The organism is Novosphingobium sp. SG751A (assembly GCF_013149295.1).
Classification (GTDB): domain Bacteria; phylum Pseudomonadota; class Alphaproteobacteria; order Sphingomonadales; family Sphingomonadaceae; genus Novosphingobium.
The window spans coordinates 66,777-86,800 of record NZ_JABGCB010000017.1 but is presented as its reverse complement, the minus strand read 5'-3'; the positions used below and the strand labels follow the sequence as shown (position 1 = coordinate 86,800).

The window sequence follows — 20,024 nt, the reverse complement described above, 5'->3', positions numbered from 1 at the left end:
TCAGCTATAATAGGCTTGCAACGGGCACACTTCAAGACTGGCCGAACGCATCGCTCCAATCGCTTCCACAGCCGCGACGCTGCCCGCCGCAGTGGTGAAGTAGGGTACCTTGTTGCCCAGCGCGGCCTGACGGATGCTCTGCGAATCCTTCAGGCTCTGCCAGCCCTCGGTGGTGTTGAACACCAAGGCCACGCCGCCATCAATGATTCGGTCAACGATATGCGGGCGCCCTTCGGCCACCTTGTTGACCAGTTCGACCGCAACGCCGGCCTCGGCCAGGAACTTTTGCGTCCCGCCCGTGGCGATCAGCTTGAAGCCCAGTTCGACCAGCTTGCGCGCGGCAGGCAGCACGACCGCCTTGTCCGTATCCTTGACCGAAATGAACACCACGCCTTCCTGAGGCAGTTTGACGCCCGCGCCCAGCTGGCTCTTGGCAAAGGCCGTGGCGAAATCCTTGTCGAGGCCCATGACCTCGCCGGTGGACTTCATTTCGGGGCTCAGCACGGGATCGACGCCGGGGAAGCGCGCAAACGGGAACACCGCTTCCTTGACCGCCATATAGGGCAGATCGCGGCGGAACGGCGGGAACGTGTCGAGCTTTTCTCCCGCCATCACGCGCGCGGCGATCTTGGCGACCGGCTGACCGATAGCCTTGGCGACGAAAGGCACCGTGCGCGAGGCGCGCGGGTTGACCTCGATGAGGTAAACCTCGCCATCCTTGACCGCGAACTGAATGTTCATCAGCCCCTTGACGCCCAGCGCCAGCGCCAGCAGCTCGGCCTGACGCTCCATCTCGGCGATGATGTCGGCCGAAAGGCTGTAGGGCGGCAGGGTGCAGGCGCTGTCGCCCGAGTGGATGCCAGCCTCTTCGATATGCTGCATCACGCCCGCCACGACGACCTTTTCACCGTCGCACAGCGCATCGACATCGCATTCGATCGCATCGCGCAGATACTGGTCGATCAGCACCGGCGAGTCGCCCGACACCTGCACCGCCGTGGCGATATAGTCATCAAGCTGCGCCACGCTGTCGACGATCTCCATCGCCCGCCCGCCCAGCACATAGGACGGACGCATCAGCACCGGATAACCGATACGGCTGGCAACATTGACCGCCTCGTCGCGGCTGCGTGCGATGCCGTTTGCGGGCTGCTTCAGACCGAGCTGTTCGACCAGAGCGGCGAAACGCTCGCGGTCTTCGGCAAGGTCGATGGCATCCGGGCTGGTGCCCAGAATGGGGATGCCGGCATCTTCCAGCGCCTGCGCCAGCTTCAGCGGGGTCTGCCCGCCAAACTGCACGATCACGCCGACCAGTTCGCCCTTCGACTGTTCAACCGTCAGGATTTCCAGCACGTCTTCGGCCGTCAGCGGCTCGAAATACAGGCGGTCCGAGGTGTCATAGTCGGTCGAAACCGTTTCAGGGTTGCAGTTGACCATGATCGTTTCATAGCCGACCTCTTCCAGCGCAAAGCAGGCATGGCAGCAGCAATAGTCGAACTCGATGCCCTGACCGATACGGTTCGGGCCGCCGCCAAGGATCACGATCTTCTTGCGGTCGGACGGATCGGCCTCGTTCTCTGCCTCGCCAAACATCGGCGCTTCATAGGTCGAGTACATATAGGGCGTGATCGCCTCGAACTCGGCCGCGCAGCTGTCGATGCGCTTGAACACCGGGCGCACACCAAGGCGGTGACGCAGCGCGCGCACTTCGGCTTCGCTGGTGGCGCCCACCATCGCTTCGACCACATCATGCAACAGGCCCGAACGCGCCATATTGGCGCTGCCCGCCAGCGAAGCGGACTGCACCGCCAGCTTGGCCAGACGCTTGTCCGAGAAGCCCATCGCCTTCAGACGGCGCAGGCCCTCGGCATCGTTGGGCAGACCATTCCTGGCCACCTCGGCCTCGGCCGCGATGATTTCTTCGATATGGGCCAGGAACCACGGATCGTAATGCGTGATCCGGTTGATGTCGGCGGCGGTGAAGCCTTCGCGGAAGGCCTGCGCCACCACCAGCAGACGGTCAGGCGTGGCCCGCGAGAGGGCAGCGGTGATCTCGTCACGGCTTGCGCCGACCAGTTCATCGACGCGATTGAAACCGTCGAGGCCCGTTTCTAACCCACGCAGCGCCTTCTGCATCGATTCCTTGATGTTGCGGCCGATCGCCATCACCTCGCCCACCGACTTCATCGCGGTGGAGAGCAGCGGCTCGGAGCCCTTGAACTTTTCAAAGGCAAAGCGCGGGATCTTGGTCACGACATAGTCGATGCTGGGCTCGAACGAGGCAGGCGTGGCGCCCGTGATCTCGTTGGTCAGCTCGTCCAGCGTGTAGCCCACGGCCAGCTTGGCCGCGACGCGCGCGATGGGGAAGCCCGTGGCCTTCGACGCCAGCGCCGAAGAGCGCGACACGCGCGGGTTCATTTCGATCACGATCAGGCGGCCATCAGCAGGGTTGACCGCGAACTGAACGTTCGAACCGCCCGTTTCCACGCCGATCTCGCGCAGCACGTTGAGCGAGGCGGTCCGCATGATCTGATATTCTTTATCCGTCAGCGTCAGCGCGGGCGCAACGGTGATCGAGTCGCCCGTATGCACGCCCATCGGATCGATATTTTCGATCGAGCAGATGATGATGGAATTGTCGTTGCGATCACGCACGACTTCCATCTCATATTCCTTCCAGCCCAGCAGCGATTCCTCGATGAGGACCTCGGTGGTGGGGCTGGCCTCCAGACCGCTCTTCACGATCGCTTCAAATTCCGCCTTATTATAGGCGATGCCGCCGCCCGTGCCGCCCAGCGTGAAGGAGGGGCGGATGATCGAGGGCAGACCGGTGCGCTCCAGCACAGCGAAGGCTTCTTCGACCGTATGGGCCATGCCGCTGCGCGCCGATTCGAGGCCGATCTTGTCCATCGCCTCGCGGAAACGCTGGCGGTCTTCGGCCTTGTCGATGGCATCGGCGTCGGCGCCGATCATCTGCACGCCGTATTTTTCCAGCGTGCCGTCCTCAAACAGCGCCAGCGCGGTGTTGAGCGCGGTCTGGCCGCCCATCGTGGGCAGCACCGCATCGGGGCGCTCCTTTTCGATGATCTTGGCGACCATCGCCGGGGTGATCGGCTCGATATAGGTCGCATCGGCCATTTCCGGGTCGGTCATGATCGTGGCCGGGTTCGAGTTGACCAGGATGACCCGGTAACCCTCTTCCTTCAGCGCCTTGATCGCCTGCGTGCCGGAATAGTCAAACTCGCAAGCCTGACCGATGATGATGGGCCCCGCGCCAATGACGAGGATCGAGGAGATGTCTGTCCGCTTAGGCATCAGGCAATGCTCTCAATGAATTTCGTGAAAAGATAAAAGCTGTCCATCGGCCCCGGCGAGGCTTCGGGGTGATACTGCACCGAGAAGGCTTTCTTGCCCGTGATCTCGATGCCGCAGTTCGAACCGTCAAACAGCGACTTGTGGGTTTCCACCACACCTTCGGGCAGCGTTTCCGCATCCACCGCAAAGCCATGGTTCATGGAGGTGATCTCGACCACACCTTCGGCCATGCGCTTGACCGGATGGTTCGCGCCGCGATGGCCCTGGTGCATCTTGACGGTCTTGGCGCCGGCGGCCAGCGCCAGCATCTGGTGGCCAAGGCAGATGCCGAAGATCGGCATGCCCTGATCGAGCAGTGCCTTGATGACCGGCACGGCATAGACGCCCGTGGCCGCCGGATCGCCGGGGCCGTTCGAAAGGAACACGCCATCGGGCTTGAGACCGAGGATGACATCGAGCGGCGTTTCAGCCGGAACCACCGTCACGGTCGCACCAGCGGCGACCAGATTGCGGAAGATGTTGTCCTTGGCGCCAAAGTCCATCGCCACGACATGCGGGCGCGGATCGTGGGGGCTGCGACCATAACCCTTGCCCAGATGCCAGACCGAGCCTTCCCAGTTTTCCTGCGCCTTGCGCGACACGATCTTGGCCAGATCCATGCCTTCAAGGCCGGGCCACTGCTGCGCCTTGGCCAGCAGCGCGGGAATGTCGAATTCGCCCGCCTCATTATAGGCGATGACGGCATTGGGCGCGCCCGAAAGGCGGATGCGGCGGGTCAGCGCGCGGGTGTCGAGCCCGGCGATGCCGATCTTGCCCTTGGCCTTCATCCAGGCGTCGAAACGGCCTTCGGAGCGGAAGTTCGAGGGGTTGGTCACGTCTTCGCGCACGATGCAGCCAACGGCGCCATCGACGGCGGCCTCGTTGTCTTCATTGTTGACGCCGACATTGCCGATGTGAGGGAACGTAAAGGTGACGATCTGGCCAGCATAGCTGGGATCGGTCATGATTTCCTGATAGCCGGTGATCGAAGTGTTGAAACACACTTCACCTACGGCGCTGCCTTGCGCGCCAAATCCTCGGCCCCAGGCGACATAACCATCGGCCAGTACCAGGACGGCAGTGGCGCCAACTGGTTTAGGCGCAAGCGAAGGGGCGGGGTCTGCCATGGGGGCGCTCCGTGAGAAGTTTTCAACAATGGGTGCTAAGGCCCGCCCGCTAGACCCCATACCCTTATCCGTCAACCTATCAAAACCGGAAAAATCCCGCTAGGGTTATGCGCCAAGCCGCGAAATGCGCAAAACTCCACGGGAAAGTTTAGAAAAATGATCCGCGATTCGATCAAGGCCGCGCAGGTGGCCGCCATGAAATCGGGCGACAAGCCCCGCCTTGCCGCTGTGCGCCTCATTCTGGCCAAGCTGAAGGACAAGGATATCGAACTGCGCACCGCCGCCAGCATCCCGGATGACGATGTGATCGTCACCGATGTGCTGCAGAAGATGGTCAAACAGCGCCGCGAATCGATCACCATGTATGAACAGGGCGGCCGCCCCGAACTGGCCGCCGCCGAAGCCGCCGAGGTGGCGGTGATCGAGGACTTCCTGCCCGCGCAGATGGGCGAGGATGAGGTCAAGGCCGCGATTGAGGCAATCAAGGCCGAGGTTGGCGCCGCCGGGCCCAAAGACATGGGCAAGGTGATTGCCGCGCTGAAGGCCAAGCATGGCACCCAGATCGACATGGGCAAGGCGAGCGCGCTGGTAAAGGCGGCGCTGGCGTAACATGAGCCTCTCGCCCCAGTTCCTTGATGAATTGCGCAGCCGGATCACGCTGTCGGCCGTGATCGGGCGGACCGAGCGCGTGACCAAGGCGGGGCGCGAGTTCAAGGCATGTTGCCCGTTTCACCATGAAAAGACGCCCAGTTTCACCATCAATGATGAAAAGGGCTTCTATCACTGCTTTGGCTGCGGCGCGCATGGCGATGTCATCCGCTGGATGACCGATCAGCGCGGCCTATCCTTTATGGATGCGGTCAAGCAACTGGCCGAGGAGGCGGGGATGGAAGTCCCCGCCCCCGATCCAAGGCAGGCCCAGCGCGCGGAAAAGCAGAAGAGCCTGCATGATGTGATGGGTGCGGCGCAGGCGTTCTTCGTCGACCAGCTGGCCAGCCCCGAAGGCGGTCAGGCGCGCTCCTATCTGGCCTCGCGCGGGTTCTCCGCCGCCGTGTGCCGCGAATTCGGCTTTGGCTATGCGCCTGAGGGACGACAGGCGCTGAAGGGCGCCTTGGGGCAATTCCCCGAAGATATGCTGATCGAGGGCGGCCTGCGGATCGTTGTTGAGGATAAAGATCCCTACGACCGGTTCCGTGGGCGGCTGATGCTGCCCATCCATGATCCGCGCGGGCGGGTCATCGCGTTTGGCGGGCGCATTCTGGCAACGCATAAGACCGATGCGCCCAAATATCTGAACTCGCCCGACACGCCTTTGTTCGACAAGGGCCGCACGCTGTATAACCACCATCGCGCCTCCCCTGCCTCGCGGCAATCGGGGCGGATCATCGTGGTCGAAGGCTATATGGATGTGATCGCGCTGGCGGCGGCGGGATTTCACGATGCGGTCGCCCCGCTTGGCACGGCGCTGACCGAGACGCAGATCGAGATGATCTGGCGCATGGTGGCGATGCCGGTGCTGTGTTTCGATGGCGACGCGGCGGGGCAAAGGGCGGCGATGCGCGCCGTTACGCGCGCCCTGCCCTTGCTGCGCCCCGGCCATTCCCTGCGCATCGTGCGCATGCCCCAGGGGCAGGACCCCGACGACCTGATCAAGGCGCGCGGACCGGCCGCGATGGAAGAAGTGCTGGCAGGCGCGCAAAGCCTGCTCGATACATTGTGGCAATTCGAAATGGATGCCGCCCCGGCGGGCAGCCCCGAGGAAAAGGCGGGACTGAAGGCGCGGCTGATGGCCCATGTCGATACGATTGCCGATAATGACATCAAAGCGCTCTATCGTCGCGATCTGCTCGAACGCTTTTCCGCCTTCGCCTTTCCGCGGCGCGAGGACAATCGCGCGCCATGGCAGCCACGTCAGCCTTTCCAAAAACAACAGCGCGGCGGGCGATTTGGGCGCGACATTCCCCCGCCCCTGCCCCACCAGGAAACCACGCAGAGGCTTCAGCGCCCCGCCAACCCGTTCCGCGCGGCCACGATCGAGGCGGTTTTGGCGGGCCTGATCCGCATGCCCGGCGAAATCGCCCGCCATGCCAGCCTGCTGGCGCGTCTGGCGCAGGAGGATTCGCGGTGCGATGTGCTGCTTGATGCACTTGATGACGGCGCGCCCCTTGAAAGCGCGGCCATCGGCACCATCTTGGCGGAGAAAGGCTTGACGCCTCCCGACACCACTGCACGTCCCGGTATGGAATTTGCCTTCCTTTGCGAATCGGGGGAAGGTGCGAAAGGGCAATTGTCCGACGTGCTTTGCGTGCTGGCGGAAAAGCCGATGGTGGAGGCCGCTTTGGCTCAAACCCGCGAAAGCGGCGAGGTGACCGAGGAAAGTTGGGCAGAACAGCAAAGATTGTTGGCGCGTTTGCGCGATTTGGAAAAAAGAGAGCTGGATTTGAAGGCGCGACTCGGCCAAATGGCGGTTGCACAGGATAATGCTGCGGCGGCATCGACCGATGCCGCGCACCTCTAGATGGCGTATAGGATGGACGAAGAGATTTCTGGCGCGGACATGTCGGATGGCGGCAAGGGCGAAGGCGGCGACGCCCCCCTGATCGACCTCAATGAAGCCTCGATCAAGAAGCTGATCGCCCGCGCCAAGCGCCGCGGCATCATCACCTATGACGAATTGAACGAGGCGCTGCCTCAGGACCAGTTCTCGAACGACCAGATCGAGGACATCATGGCCGCCATCAGCGAGATGGGCGTCAACATCGTGGAAAGCGATGAGGATGCCGCCGAGCCCGATGACAATGCCGCCGATGATGTCGACGATTCCGATTCGACGATGTCCGACCGTCCGGCCATCGAAAAGAAGAAGGAAACGGTCGAGCGGACCGATGACCCTGTGCGCATGTATCTGCGTGAGATGGGCGCGGTCGAACTGCTGAGCCGCGAAGGCGAAATCGCCATCGCCAAGCGGATCGAGGCCGGTCGCGACACGATGATTCTGGGCCTGTGCGAAAGCCCGATCACCTTCCACGCCATCATCCAGTGGTCCGAAGCGCTCAACAATGGCGAAATGCAGTTGCGCGAGATCCTCGATCTCGACGCGATGCTTTCCAAAGAGCCGCAGCCGGAAAACCTGTCGGAAGACGGCGAAGAAGCCGATGGCGAGATTTCCGAAGCCACCGCCGGCCCTTCCTTCAAGGAGGAAGAGGACATCGAGGAAACCGAGTCCGCCGACGAGGAGGATGAGGACGGCATCGAGCGCCGCGCCAAGCGACCCGTTGAGGAAGAGGAAGAGGATAACACCCTCTCGCTCGCCCAGATGGAAGCACAGCTCAAGCCCGAAGCGCTTGAGAAATTCGCCCTCATCACCGATCTGTTCTACAGCTTTGAAAAGGCGCAGGCAGAGCGGCTGGAATACATGGCCGTCGGCAATGACTATCCGGCGGACAAGGAACGCACCTATCAGCAATTGCGCGAAGACCTGACAGCGCAGGTCGAAAGCGTGCAGTTCCACGGCCAGAAGATCGAATATCTGGTCGACAACCTCTATGCCTTCAACCGCCGGTTGACGGCGCTTGGCGGTCAGATGCTGCGCCTTGCCGAGCGTCACAAGGTCAGCCGCAAGGACTTCCTTGAAGCCTATGTCGGCCGCGAACTGGACGACAACTGGCTGGCCAGCGTTCAGGGCAAGGACAAGAAGTGGACGGCCTTTGCCGTCAACGAAGGCGACGCGGTCGAACGCATCCGCGCCGAGGTTTCGGACATCGCCAGCAACACCGGCATGGCGCTGCCCGAATTCCGCCGCATCGTGAACATGGTGCAGAAGGGTGAACGCGAGGCCCGCATCGCCAAGAAGGAAATGGTGGAAGCCAACCTTCGCCTCGTGATCTCGATTGCCAAGAAGTACACGAACCGTGGCCTGCAATTCCTTGATCTTATTCAGGAAGGCAACATCGGCCTGATGAAGGCGGTCGACAAGTTCGAATACCGTCGCGGCTATAAGTTCAGCACCTATGCCACCTGGTGGATCCGTCAGGCCATCACGCGCAGCATCGCGGATCAGGCGCGCACGATCCGTATTCCGGTGCATATGATCGAAACGATCAACAAGCTGGTCCGCACCAGCCGCCAGTTCCTGCATGAGCAGGGCCGCGAGCCCACGCCCGAGGAAATGGCCGAGCGCCTGAGCATGCCGCTCGAAAAGGTGCGCAAGGTGATGAAGATCGCCAAGGAGCCGATCTCCCTTGAAACGCCGATCGGTGACGAGGAAGATTCGCATCTGGGTGATTTCATCGAGGACAAGAACGCGATCATTCCGGTGGACGCCGCGATCCAGTCCAACCTGAAGGAAACCGTCACCCGCGTTCTGGCGTCGCTGACGCCGCGTGAAGAGCGCGTGCTGCGTATGCGTTTCGGCATCGGCATGAACACCGACCACACCTTGGAAGAGGTTGGCCAGCAGTTCAGCGTGACGCGCGAACGTATCCGTCAGATCGAGGCCAAGGCGCTGCGCAAGCTCAAGCACCCAAGCCGGTCGCGCAAGATGCGGTCGTTCCTCGACCAATAATTGCGGAAATCTTGATGCAAAAGGGCGCGATTCTATTGGGAATCGTGCCCTTTTTCGTGAAAATGTGATGGATAGTGGCGTCGCAAGTGCTGCCATGGTGCAAACCGGCCACCAACGTCGCAAAACTGCCACTTTTGGCCCTTGTTGGGGGTGGCCATGGCGCGGTTTGACGCCTAAGGAGCCGCCAAGACGACGCCACGACGACTCTGCGGGAATGAGCCAGACCCATGAAAATCGCTATTGCATCCGACCACGCCGCCGTTGCCTTCAAGGCCGAACTCGCCCAGTTCCTGCGCGACGAGGGCCATGAGGTTAACGACCTTGGCCCCGAAACCGAGGACCGGGTGGACTACCCCGACTATGGTTACAAGCTGGCGCAGGCGGTGGCATCGGGCGCGGCGGAATTCGGCGTTGCACTTTGCGGCAGCGGCATCGGCATTTCCATCGCCGTCAACCGCCACCCGGCGCTGCGCTGCGCGCTGGTGGGCGAACCGCTCTCGGCGGCACTGGCCCGCGAACATAACAATGCCAATGCCATCGCCATGGGCGCGCGCCTGACCGGCGTCGATATGGCCAAGGCCTGCCTCACCGCATTCCTCAGCACCGATTTCGGCAGCGGCCGCCACACCGGCCGCGTCGAAAAGCTGACCAACCCCACCTTCTGATCCCCAAAAGGACAAGCCACCATGACCGACATTCGCCCCGACGATTTCTTCACCGGCACGCTGTCTGATCGCGATCCCGTGATCGCTGGCTGGATCAACAAGGAACTGGGCCGTCAGCAGGACAAGATCGAGCTGATCGCCAGCGAGAACATCTGCTCGACCGCTGTGCTTGAGGCCGCCGGCTCGATCCTGACCAACAAGTATGCCGAGGGCTATCCGGGCCGCCGCTACTATGGCGGCTGCGAATATGTCGATGAAATCGAAGCGATTGCCATCGACCGCGCCAAGGAATTGTTCGGCGCCGCTTTCGCCAATGTTCAGCCAAATTCGGGCAGCCAGATGAACCAGGCCGTGTTCCTTGCGCTCTTGACGCCGGGCGACACGTTCATGGGTCTGGACCTGAACTCGGGCGGCCATCTGACGCATGGGTCGCCGGTGAACATGAGCGGCAAGTGGTTCAACGTGGTGCCTTATGGCGTGCGTGAGGACAACCAGCTCATCGACATGGAAGAGGTTGCCCGCATCGCCCGCGAATGCAAGCCCAAGCTGATCGTCTGCGGCGGCACGGCCTATTCACGTGAATGGGACTGGGCCGGTTTCCGCGCGATTGCCGATGAAGTGGGCGCATATTTGCTGGCCGACATGAGCCACATTTCGGGTCTGGTTGCCGGCGGCGCGCATCCCTCGCCGGTGCCCTTTGCCCATGTGACCACGACCACGACGCATAAGTCGCTGCGCGGCCCGCGTTCGGGCATCATCCTGTCGAACGATGAAGCCATCGCCAAGAAACTGAACAGCGCAATCTTCCCCGGCCTTCAGGGCGGCCCGCTGATGCACATCATCGCGGCCAAAGCGGTAGCTTTCGGTGAAGCGCTCCAGCCTTCGTTCAAGGCCTATGCGGCCCAGATCAAGGCGAATGCCAAGGCGCTGGCCGCCTCGCTTCAGGCTGAAGGCCTGGGCATCGTCTCGGGCGGCACCGACAACCACCTGATGCTGGTCGATCTGCGCCCCTATGGCGCCAAGGGCAAGCATGCGGAAAAGGCGCTCGACCGCGCCAGCATCACCTGCAACAAGAACTCGATCCCCTTCGACGACGAAAAGCCCCTGCTGACCAGCGGCATCCGTCTGGGCACGCCGGCCGGGACCACCCGCGGCTTCCGCGAGGAAGAGTTCACCCAGATCGGCAAGTGGATCGCGCAAGTGGTTGACGGTCTTCGCAAGAATGGCCCCGAAGGCGATGCGCAGGTCGAAGCCCGCGTAGCCGCCGAAGTCGCCGAAATGTGCGCCCGCTTCCCGATCTATCCCAAGCTGGGCTACTGATCCTTGCGCTGTCCGTTCTGCGCCTGTGACAACACGCAGGTGAAAGATTCGCGCCCGACGGAGGACAATACGTCCATCCGTCGGCGCCGACAGTGCGAAGGCTGCGGCGCGCGTTTCACCACATTTGAACGGGTGCAATTGCGCGAGATCACCGTGGTAAAAAGCAACGATCAGCGCGAGCCGTTTGACCGCGCCAAGATCGAGCAATCGGTCGCGCTGGCCTGTCGCAAACGCGGCATCGCGCAGGAACGGCTGGACCAGCTTGTCTCGGGTATTCAGCGCCAAATCGAAACGCTGGGCGACAGCGAAGTACCCTCGAAGGCAATTGGCGAGATGGTGATGGAAGGGCTGCACGCACTCGACAGCGTAGCCTATATCCGCTTTGCCAGCGTCTATCGCGACTTTTCCGAAGCGCGCGATTTCGAGGAATTTGCCGGCAACGTGCGTGATGCGGGGCACAAGAAATGAAGCCTGTTATCGTCCTGGTCCGCCCGCAACTGGGCGAGAACATCGGCAAGGCGGCGCGCGCCATGCTCAATTTCGCCCTTGTCGAAATGCGGCTGGTGTCGCCCCGCGATGGCTGGCCAAACCCCAGCGCAGGACCAGCGGCCGCCGGCGCCGACATTGTGCTGGAACAGGCGCAGGTGTTCGAAACGCTGGCCGAGGCGGTGGCCGATTGCCCGCATGTCTATGCCACCACGGTGCGCAAGCGCGGCGTGACCAAGCCGGTGCTGACGCCTGAGGCCGCCACGCGCGAAATCCATGCTCAGCCGGGACGCAGCGCGATCATCTTTGGCCCCGAACGTTCCGGGCTGGAAACCGATGATGTGGCGCTGGCCCGCGCGATCATCACCGTACCGATCAATCCCGAATTCGGCTCGCTCAATCTGGCGCAGGCGGTGATCCTGTGCGCCTATGAGTGGTCGAAGGGCCTGCATAACGAAAACGCGCTGGAACAACCTCCGGTCGAGGAAATCCTGCCGCCTGCCCCGCAGGAAGATCTGGAAGGGCTGATCGGCCATCTCGACAGCCTGCTGGAGCCGCGCGGCTATTATTTTCCCGAGGCGCGGGCCGATGCCACGCGGCGCACCTTGCGCACCATGCTGACCAAACCGGCGTGGAACCATCTGGAAGTGCGCACGATGCGCGGCGTTCTCTCCGCGCTGATGCGCCAGCCCGGCGTGCCGCCGCCGCCGCGCGTCAAGCCCGCCCCGCCCCCTCCCGCATCAGGGGCGAAAGACGAATCCGGCAACACGGGGGATTGACAAAATCCGTCATTCCCGCCAAGGGCGCCCCTTCACAAGGATGGCGCCCACCCGGCGCCGTATTCCATTGGCCCTGCATGTCCGGTGAAGCAGTGGCCGCCTGAAAGCCTTTGGCCTTCAGGGTGCGCGCCGGAACAAGCCAGCATCCAAGCTGGCGAAAGAAGGCACGAGGCATTCCGCCCCGCGCCATAGAGCAAATGTAAGGAAGCATATGTCGAAGCGTCATGCCTCGAAGTACAAGATTGATCGCCGCCTTGGCGAAAACATCTGGGGCCGTCCCAAGTCGTCGGTGAACCGCCGTTCGTATGGCCCCGGCCAGCACGGTCAGCGCCGCAAGAGCAAGATCTCCGACTTCGGCATCCAGCTGCGCGCCAAGCAGAAGCTCAAGGGCTACTATGGCGACATCACCGAAAAGCAGTTCAAGAGCACCTATCAGGAAGCGTCGCGCATGAAGGGCGACACCGGTCAGAACCTGATCGGTCTGCTCGAACAGCGCCTGGACGCGGTGGTGTACCGCTCGAAGTTCGCCCCCACCATCTTCTCGGCCCGTCAGGTCGTTTCGCATGGTCACATCTATGTGAACGGCGTGAAGTGCAACATCGCCTCGCGTCGCGTTCGCCCCGGCGACGTGATCAGCCTCGGCAAGAAGGCCAAGGAAATGGCCCTGATCGCTGAAGCTCAGGCTCTGCCCGAGCGCGAAGTGCCCGACTATGTGTCGCAGGACGCCGACAAGGTGACCTTCGTGCGCGTTCCGACGCTCGACGAAGTGCCCTATCCGGTGAAGATGGAACCGAATCTGGTCGTCGAATTCTATTCGCGCTAATTCGCGTTTCCTTCGGGAACAGACAGAGGGTGGAGAGCTTCGGCTTTCCGCCCTTTTTCTTTTTCGTAACAAAGCTTTTCCGGGTTGTTTCTGTCATCAGATCGTCGCCTTGGGCCGTCATTTCACCGCGATGAACGGAACCAACGCAAATCAGAATCGTACTGATGTCATGAACAAGCTCTATCGTTATGTCACCGCCCACCGCGTGGGCAAATGGTATCCCGATCTCGCCACGGCACAGCGCTTTGCCTTTAAGATCGGCGCGGGATTCATGGCGGAAAAAAGCGGGCAGTTTTCCAGCTATCTGGGCACACGGCTTGAGGTGCTGCTCCCGGACGGGCAGGTGGTAGCCTCGGCGGCGTGATCAGGGTTGCGGATCGGACACAGACGGAGCGCCCGGCATCGGTTCGGTGGGGGTCGGTTTATTGATCAACCCCTTGCCTGATCTGGGCTTGGACGGTCCATTTCTGGGTGGAACGGGGCGGTGCTCCTCACCTTCGCCATGCTTCTTGCCGCCGGCGGGGAAGCCAAAGCCCTGATCGATCCGGCTCATCTCTTCGATCACCGCATCAACCAGCCTGGCCACCGGCAGGTCGGAAAAGACGATGCGGCGCAGGAGATTCTCGGTCAGAACCTGCCGCTTCTTGTAAAACTGATAGAAATAGATCGCGAAGCCGTCGAGCGCGGTCACCACAGTCTGCGCCACGGCGGCATCGACCCCGCGCGCATTGATCGTCACGGCCATCAAGGGCCAGACCATCACCGCCACCGAAAGCAGCATGGCAAGAACAAAAAAGACCTTGTTCAGCCAGCCATAGGACCATTGCTTGATATGAACGTCCTGCGCCAAGGCAATGCGCAGGGCGTCATCGTCCATGCTCTGCTTTTTCTGAAGGTAACGGATCAGAAAGTCGCCGCTTGTCTCACCCATGGCAAATCCCCCGATCAGGCCATGGGTGAATAGAGCGCCTGTTTGTTCCTTACGTCAAGAAATTCGCAGAGCTTGTCTTTACCGTGCGAAATAGCGCGCCCGGAACCGCGCCGCGAAATCGGCAAAACGGCCCTCGGCAATCGCGGCGCGCATGCCCGCCATCAATTGCTGATAGAAGGCCAGATTATGCTCGGTCATCAGCATAGCGCCAAGGATCTCGCCCGCCTTTTGCAAATGGTGCAGATAGGCCCGGCTGTAGGTGGCGCAGACCGAGCAGGTGCAATGCTCGTCAATCGGGCCGGTATCCTCGGCATGCTTGGCATTGCGGATGTTCAATGGTCCGCTCCACGTAAACGCCTGCCCATTGCGGCCCGAACGTGAAGGCAGCACGCAGTCGAACATATCGACCCCGCGCTCCACCGCCCCGACCAGATCGTCCGGCTTGCCCACACCCATCAGATAACGCGGCTTGTCATCGGGCAATTGCGTGGGGGCAAAGTCCAGCGTGGCGAACATCGCCTCCTGCCCCTCGCCCACGGCCAGCCCGCCGATGGCATAGCCGTCAAAGCCGATCTCCTGCAATTTGCCCGCCGAAATCGAGCGCAAATCCTCATTGAGACCGCCCTGCTGAATGCCGAACAGCGCCGAGCGCGCGGCATGTTCCTCGCCCGAATCGAAACCCTCGCGGCTGCGGCGCGCCCAGCGCATCGACATCAGCATCGAGCGCTCGATCACATCCTTGCCCTGATCCGCGCGCGGGCATTCATCGAAAGCCATCACGATGTCACTGCCCAGCAGACGCTGGATTTCCATGCTGCGTTCAGGCGTCAGATTGTGGCGGCTGCCGTCGATATGGCTGGCAAAGGTCACGCCTTCCTCGGTGATCTTGCGCAGCTCCGACAGGCTCATCACCTGATAGCCGCCGCTGTCGGTCAGGATCGGGCGATCCCAGTTCATGAACTTGTGCAAGCCCCCCAGCCGCGCCACGCGCTCCGCGCCGGGGCGCAGCATCAGGTGATAGGTATTGCCCAGAATGATGTCGGCGCCGATCGAGCGCACCGTCTCGGGCTTCATCGCCTTGACCGTGGCCGCCGTGCCAACGGGCATGAAGGCAGGCGTACGGATTTCGCCGCGCTGCATCTGGATGGTGCCGGTGCGCGCCTTGCCGTCGCGCGCATGAATGTTGAATTGAAAACGGGTCATGGGCCCGCGCCTTACGCGGAAAAGCGAAGCCCCGCAATCTGGACGCAGCCCAGTCCGACGTCTAGCGTCGCGGCCATGAAACAAGCCGCCCTGCTCCTCGCCCTTCTGGCCGCCCCCGCTTTGGCCGCGGACGATCCGCTGACCCGCCCGATCACCACCAGCTATACCGACCGCTGGATGCAGCCGCGCGCGCCGATCCAGATCTATGGCAAGACATGGATGGCAGGTTCGGTGCATCTCAACACGGCGGTGATCGACACGGGCGCGGGGCTGGTGGTGATCGATGCAGGGTTGCCGCAATTCGAGCCCCAGTTGAAGGCCCAGATCCGCAGCCTCGGCCATAAGCCCTCAGACATCCGCTACATCCTCGTTACCGAGGCGCATTTCGACCATGCGGGCGGCGTGGCGGCGCTGGCGCGCGATTCGGGCGCAACGGTGATCGCCAGCCCCTATACGGTGGCCGCGCTGCGCAAGGGGCAGACCGGGGTCGAGGACCCGCAGAACGGCGATCTCAAACCCTTCCCCGCACCCACGCGCCTGCGCGCGATACGGGATGGTGCGCAAATCAAATTGGGCGATACGGTCATCACCGCCCGCTTCACCCCCGGCCACACCGCCGGATCGACCAGTTGGACATGGCAATCCTGCGCGCCCAAGACCGGGTGCCGCGCGATGGTCTTCATGGCCAGCCTGAGCGCCACAGCGGCCGATACCTACCGCTTCTCCGCGCCCGAACACGCCTCGGCCGTCGCCTCTTTCCGCCAATCCTTCGCCAAGGCCAAAGCATTTCCCTGCGACTATCTCATCACCGGCCACCCCGAACACACCCTGACCGATGACAAGGTGGCCGCCGCAATGCGCGCGCCCGGCAGCGTGAGTTGGGAGGACAAGGGCGCCTGCGCCGCGACCGTGGCCCGGTTCGAGGACCGTTTGAACACCACCCTCGCCCGCGAGGCCGCCAAGTGACCATTGACCCGATGTATCCCGCGCTGACCGGGGTTGCGGCGGTGGCGGGATTTGTTGATGCGGTGGCAGGCGGCGGTGGGCTGATCACAGTGCCCGCTCTGATCTATGCGGGCCTGCCCCCGGCGATGGTGCTGGGCACGAACAAGCTGCAATCGTGCAGCGGGACAGCGCTGGCCACATGGCGCTATCACCGGGCGGGCCTGTTTGCGCTGCGGCCCAATCTGGCGGCGGTGGGTTTTGTGCTGGTGGGCGCGGCGCTGGGCGCATGGGCGGTACAGCGGATCAGTCCGGGCGTGCTCAAGCTGCTGGTGCCGGTGCTGCTGATCGCCATGGCGGCCTATACGCTGCTCAGCCCCAAGATGCATGACCACGAGGGCGAGGCCAAGATCAGCGAGAAAGCCTATCTGCCCGTGGCCGGCGGAATCGGATTCTATGATGGCTTCTTTGGCCCCGGCACGGGTCAGTTCTTTGCCATCACGCTGGTTTCGTTGCGCGGTTTTGGCCTGACGCGAGCGACGGGTCTGACCAAATTGTTCAACCTGACCAGCAATCTGGCCTCACTGGCGGTGTTTGCCCTCGGCGGTCAGATCATGGTGCTGCTGGGCCTGTGCATGGCGATCGGTTCGATGACCGGGGCGTGGGCCGGATCGCATATGGCCACCAAGCTGGGGGCGAAATTCATCCGCCCGCTGCTGGTGACAGTCAGCCTGGCGCTGACGGCCAAGCTGGTCTTAGGCTGGTTCACCGGGTGAGCCAGCCCAAGGGCTTTACTGCTGGATCAGCCGAATGAAATCCTGCTGATTGAGATTGGAAACATAGGAACGCACAATCGCACCATTCACGCCGGGCGTGGCGATCAGTTCGCGCACGGCCAGACGCGAGAGCGCGGCACCCGCCGCGCGGAACGCCTGATTGCCGTTCTGCTTGGCCAGCGGCTTGGCAAATTCGAAACAGTCGGTCATCACCAGCCGGGTGAAGATTTTGGCCGTGTCCTTGTCCAGCGCCGCCTTCTTTTCCGGGTCCACCGTGACAACCCCTGCTGCCGGGACCGACGAAGCAATCTCGACCGCCACCCATTTGGACAGGGCCGCCTTGTCCTCGGCGGTAGCCTTGGTGGTCACACATTCGGCCAGCTTTTGCGAACCCTCATCCACCGCAGGCGCCTGCGCCAGCGCGGGCGTGGCGATCATGGCCAGCAGACTTGCGATCCCAAGTGTCTTTTTCATATCGGCCATTCCTATCCATCCTGGCTTTTCGATCCGCGCCGAAATTGGCCGAGCGCCCGCCCCAAGGCAAGCCGCAATTCAGCCACCCCGTTCGGCCCGTGTCAGCCTTGCGGCAGAAGCAGGCTGGAATCGCCATAGGAGTAGAAACGATAGCCCATGGCAATGGCATGAGCATAGACGGCCTGCATCCGATCCAGACCCATCAGCGCGGAAACCAGCATGAAGAGGGTGGATTTGGGCAGGTGAAAATTGGTCATCAGCCCGTCGATGGCGCGGAAGCGATAGCCCGGAGTGATGAAGATCGAAGTGTCGCCCCTGAAAGGCCGGATCACCCCATCCTCGCCGGTGGCCGATTCGAGCAGGCGCAGCGAGGTTGTCCCCACCGCGATCACCCGTCCGCCGGCCCGCCGCGCAGCGTTCAGGCGCTCGGCGGCCTCAGGGGTGATCGTGCCCCATTCGGCGTGCATCTGATGGTCGGTAGTGTCATCGGCCTTGACCGGCAGGAATGTGCCCGCGCCCACATGGAGCGTGAGAAATTCGCGCGCGATGCCTGCAGCTTCGAGGCCCGCAATCAGTTCGGGCGTAAAATGCAGCGCCGCCGTGGGCGCTGCCACCGCGCCGTCCTTTTGCGCAAACATCGTCTGATAATCGCGTTTGTCAGCCTCGTCGGTCGGCCGCTTGCCCGCAATATAGGGCGGTAAAGGCATCCGTCCGGCCCGCTCCAGCAAGACCTCGACCGGCTCGTCACCATGAAAGGCCAGCGTCCAACTGCCATCCTCATGGCGCGCCTCGGCCGTGGCGGCAACCTCGGCGGGAAAGGTAATCACATCGCCCTCGCGCAGGCGCTTGCCATTGCGGACAAATGCCTGCCAGCGGCGCAGGTCGATGCGCTTATGCAGGGTCGCGCCGATCCGCGCCTCCCCCCTTTTGCCCTCAAGCTGGGCCGGGATGACCCGCGTATCGTTGAACACCAGCACATCGCCCGCGCGCAGCAATTGCGGCAGATCGCGCACCTGATGCTCGCCAAAATCGCCGGTGGGGCCGGCCAGCAGCATACGCGCCGAATCTCGCGGAGACACGGGCCTCAGCGCGATATTTTCGGGCGGCAGGACAAAATCAAACAGATCGACGCGCAAAACAGCCTCAGTTCGAACGCGAGTTGTTCAACTGGTCGATGCCGATCTTGGCCGGGGCCGCAGGCGGCGTATAGGCCGGACGCGGCTTGTTATCCGATGCAATCGAAGCCTGCACGATCTTGGTCGGATTGCTGGGCGGTTCGCCGCGCACGATGGCGTCGACAATATCCATGCCCGAAATCACCCGGCCAAAGTTCGTATAGCGCTTGTCCAGCGCAAAGCGCGGATAGAACACGATAAAGAACTGACTGTTGGCGGTGTCCGGCTCATTCGTGCGCGCCATCGAGACCGAGCCGCGCACATGCGGGATCGAATTGAATTCGGCCTTGAGATCGGGCAGCTTCGACCCGCCCGCGCCGGTGCCCGTCGGGTCGCCGGTCTGGGCCATAAAGCCCTCGATCACGCGGTGAAAGATGATGCCGTCATAAAAACCCTGACGGGCCAGCGTCTTAACCCGCTCAACATGGGCAGGCGCCCATTTCGGCATCATGCGAATGGCAACCCGCCCGCCGTTCGACAGGTCGAGAATCAGCACATTGTCGGGATCATGCGAAATGTCCTGATCGACCTTGGCCGAAAGGTTGTTCGCCGGAAGCGCCGCTTCGGCCTTCAGATTGGCCAGCTTGGGCGTCTTGTCACGATGGCGGGCGCAGGCCCCGGTGGACAGCATCGCAGCGCCCAGCAGCACAGCAAGCGCGGTTTTGGCGAAATCAGGACGTTTCATGCGGCTCTCTTGCAAGAATGGCACCCAAGGCCCTGCTTGGGACCAATTGTGGCGGCGATAGACCGCCAAGGCTGTCGTGGCAATGAACCAGTCACCGAAAAATCGGCACGGTTCATCAATCGTCTCCCATTCGCCCCACTTTATCAATACGCGCCATAACATCGGCGCGCACGGCGGGGCTGACGAATTTGGCGATCTCGCCGCCAAACAGCGCGATTTCCTTGACCAGCTTGCTGGCGATGGGCTGCAACGAGACATCGGCCATCAGGAACACGGTCTCGATCCCGGCGTTCAACTGCTGGTTCATGCCCGCCATCTGATATTCATATTCGAAATCGGCCACCGCGCGCAGGCCGCGCAGAATGACGCCGGCCCCTTGCTTTTCGGCAAATTTCATCAAGAGCGCGTTGAAGCCTACCACGCTGACATTATCCAGCCCCATCGCAGCCACTTCGCGCGTGACCATGGCCATGCGCTCTTCGGGCGTGAACAGCGGATTTTTCGACGGATTGGTGGTGACGCCGATAATCAGCCGGTCAACCAGCTTGGCCCCGCGCCGGATGATATCGGCATGGCCAAGCGTGATCGGATCAAACGTGCCGGGATAGACCCCTACCCTTTCGGCCACGCCATGAAGTATATTTGCCATGCCTGACCCTTGCGCTCCCCCGGCCTCATATTGCCTTATGCGTAAAGCCGGAGAAGCACCCGGTCCAGCCT

Annotated in this window: 19 protein-coding genes; 11 read left to right on the top strand and 8 right to left on the bottom strand. The window is 62.3% G+C overall.

Annotation, left to right across the window (positions count from 1 at the left end; genetic code table 11):
• Both carB and carA read right to left on the bottom strand, forming a co-directional pair.
• Entirely contained in the window at positions 1-3,315 is a 3,315-nt protein-coding gene (gene carB, locus FHW96_RS20415) for a carbamoyl-phosphate synthase large subunit (RefSeq protein WP_172342425.1), read from the bottom strand.
• Positions 3,315-4,481 (bottom strand): glutamine-hydrolyzing carbamoyl-phosphate synthase small subunit, encoded by a 1,167-nt coding sequence (gene carA, locus FHW96_RS20410; protein ID WP_172342424.1) that lies wholly within the window; start codon positions 4,479-4,481, stop codon positions 3,315-3,317. Before carA ends, carB begins: the two co-directional genes overlap by 1 nt.
• Positions 4,482-4,637: 156 nt before the next feature.
• Between carA and FHW96_RS20405 the strand changes: the two genes are divergently transcribed.
• The 9 genes from FHW96_RS20405 (at position 4,638) to FHW96_RS20365 (ending at position 13,482) form a co-directional block, all read left to right on the top strand.
• A complete protein-coding gene (locus FHW96_RS20405; RefSeq protein WP_172342423.1) occupies positions 4,638-5,090 on the top strand; it encodes a GatB/YqeY domain-containing protein in 453 nt (150 codons plus the stop codon).
• A 1-nt stretch (position 5,091) separates the two neighbouring features.
• Positions 5,092-6,999 carry a DNA primase gene (gene dnaG, locus FHW96_RS20400; RefSeq protein ID WP_172342422.1) on the top strand — a complete coding sequence of 636 codons (1,908 nt, stop codon included), beginning with the start codon at positions 5,092-5,094 and terminating at the stop codon, positions 6,997-6,999.
• 12 nt (positions 7,000-7,011) lie between these two features.
• Entirely contained in the window at positions 7,012-9,045 is a 2,034-nt protein-coding gene (rpoD, locus tag FHW96_RS20395) for an RNA polymerase sigma factor RpoD (protein WP_246404346.1), read from the top strand.
• 227 nt (positions 9,046-9,272) lie between these two features.
• A complete protein-coding gene (rpiB, locus tag FHW96_RS20390; protein ID WP_172342420.1) occupies positions 9,273-9,710 on the top strand; it encodes a ribose 5-phosphate isomerase B in 438 nt (145 codons plus the stop codon).
• A 21-nt stretch (positions 9,711-9,731) separates the two neighbouring features.
• Positions 9,732-11,030: a serine hydroxymethyltransferase gene (gene glyA / locus FHW96_RS20385; RefSeq protein ID WP_172342419.1), complete on the top strand. Its 1,299-nt coding sequence runs from the start codon at positions 9,732-9,734 to the stop codon at positions 11,028-11,030.
• A 3-nt stretch (positions 11,031-11,033) separates the two neighbouring features.
• A complete protein-coding gene (nrdR, locus tag FHW96_RS20380) occupies positions 11,034-11,498 on the top strand; it encodes a transcriptional regulator NrdR (protein ID WP_172342418.1) in 465 nt (154 codons plus the stop codon).
• Entirely contained in the window at positions 11,495-12,295 is an 801-nt protein-coding gene (locus tag FHW96_RS20375) for an RNA methyltransferase (RefSeq protein ID WP_172342417.1), read from the top strand. The genes nrdR and FHW96_RS20375 overlap by 4 nt, the downstream gene beginning before the upstream one ends.
• A gap of 211 nt (positions 12,296-12,506) precedes the next feature.
• Positions 12,507-13,118, top strand: a complete 612-nt coding sequence (rpsD, locus tag FHW96_RS20370) for a 30S ribosomal protein S4 (RefSeq protein WP_172342416.1) — start codon at positions 12,507-12,509, stop codon at positions 13,116-13,118.
• 130 nt (positions 13,119-13,248) lie between these two features.
• Positions 13,249-13,482 (top strand): hypothetical protein, encoded by a 234-nt coding sequence (locus FHW96_RS20365; protein ID WP_253951111.1) that lies wholly within the window; start codon positions 13,249-13,251, stop codon positions 13,480-13,482.
• Here FHW96_RS20365 and FHW96_RS20360 read toward each other — a convergent pair whose 3' ends face one another.
• Positions 13,483-14,049 carry a hypothetical protein gene (locus FHW96_RS20360; RefSeq protein ID WP_172342415.1) on the bottom strand — a complete coding sequence of 189 codons (567 nt, stop codon included), beginning with the start codon at positions 14,047-14,049 and terminating at the stop codon, positions 13,483-13,485. It abuts the gene before it with no gap.
• A gap of 78 nt (positions 14,050-14,127) precedes the next feature.
• The gene (gene tgt, locus FHW96_RS20355) at positions 14,128-15,252 is read right to left on the bottom strand and encodes a tRNA guanosine(34) transglycosylase Tgt (RefSeq protein WP_172342414.1); all 1,125 of its coding nucleotides are present in this window, start codon (positions 15,250-15,252) and stop codon (positions 14,128-14,130) included.
• 75 nt (positions 15,253-15,327) lie between these two features.
• Here tgt and bla point away from each other — a divergent pair, with 75 nt between their 5' ends.
• The gene (bla, locus tag FHW96_RS20350) at positions 15,328-16,218 is read left to right on the top strand and encodes a subclass B3 metallo-beta-lactamase (RefSeq protein WP_172342413.1); all 891 of its coding nucleotides are present in this window, start codon (positions 15,328-15,330) and stop codon (positions 16,216-16,218) included.
• A complete protein-coding gene (locus FHW96_RS20345) occupies positions 16,215-16,970 on the top strand; it encodes a TSUP family transporter (protein ID WP_371815769.1) in 756 nt (251 codons plus the stop codon). Before bla ends, FHW96_RS20345 begins: the two co-directional genes overlap by 4 nt.
• A 15-nt stretch (positions 16,971-16,985) precedes the next feature.
• Here the strand turns inward: FHW96_RS20345 and FHW96_RS20340 are convergent, their stop codons facing one another.
• The 4 genes from FHW96_RS20340 to coaD form a co-directional block, all read right to left on the bottom strand.
• On the bottom strand, positions 16,986-17,444 hold the full coding sequence (locus tag FHW96_RS20340) for a hypothetical protein (RefSeq protein WP_172342412.1): 459 nt from the start codon (positions 17,442-17,444) through the stop codon (positions 16,986-16,988).
• Positions 17,445-17,545: 101 nt separating this feature from the next.
• On the bottom strand, positions 17,546-18,580 hold the full coding sequence (queA, locus tag FHW96_RS20335) for a tRNA preQ1(34) S-adenosylmethionine ribosyltransferase-isomerase QueA (RefSeq protein ID WP_172342411.1): 1,035 nt from the start codon (positions 18,578-18,580) through the stop codon (positions 17,546-17,548).
• A gap of 7 nt (positions 18,581-18,587) precedes the next feature.
• Positions 18,588-19,304, bottom strand: coding sequence for a peptidylprolyl isomerase (locus tag FHW96_RS20330; RefSeq protein ID WP_172342410.1), 717 nt, complete (start codon positions 19,302-19,304; stop codon positions 18,588-18,590).
• Positions 19,305-19,419: 115 nt separating this feature from the next.
• Complete coding sequence (coaD, locus tag FHW96_RS20325; protein ID WP_172342409.1) at positions 19,420-19,953, bottom strand: pantetheine-phosphate adenylyltransferase; 534 nt, start codon at positions 19,951-19,953, stop codon at positions 19,420-19,422.
• Between the last annotated feature and the right edge of the window lie 71 nt (positions 19,954-20,024).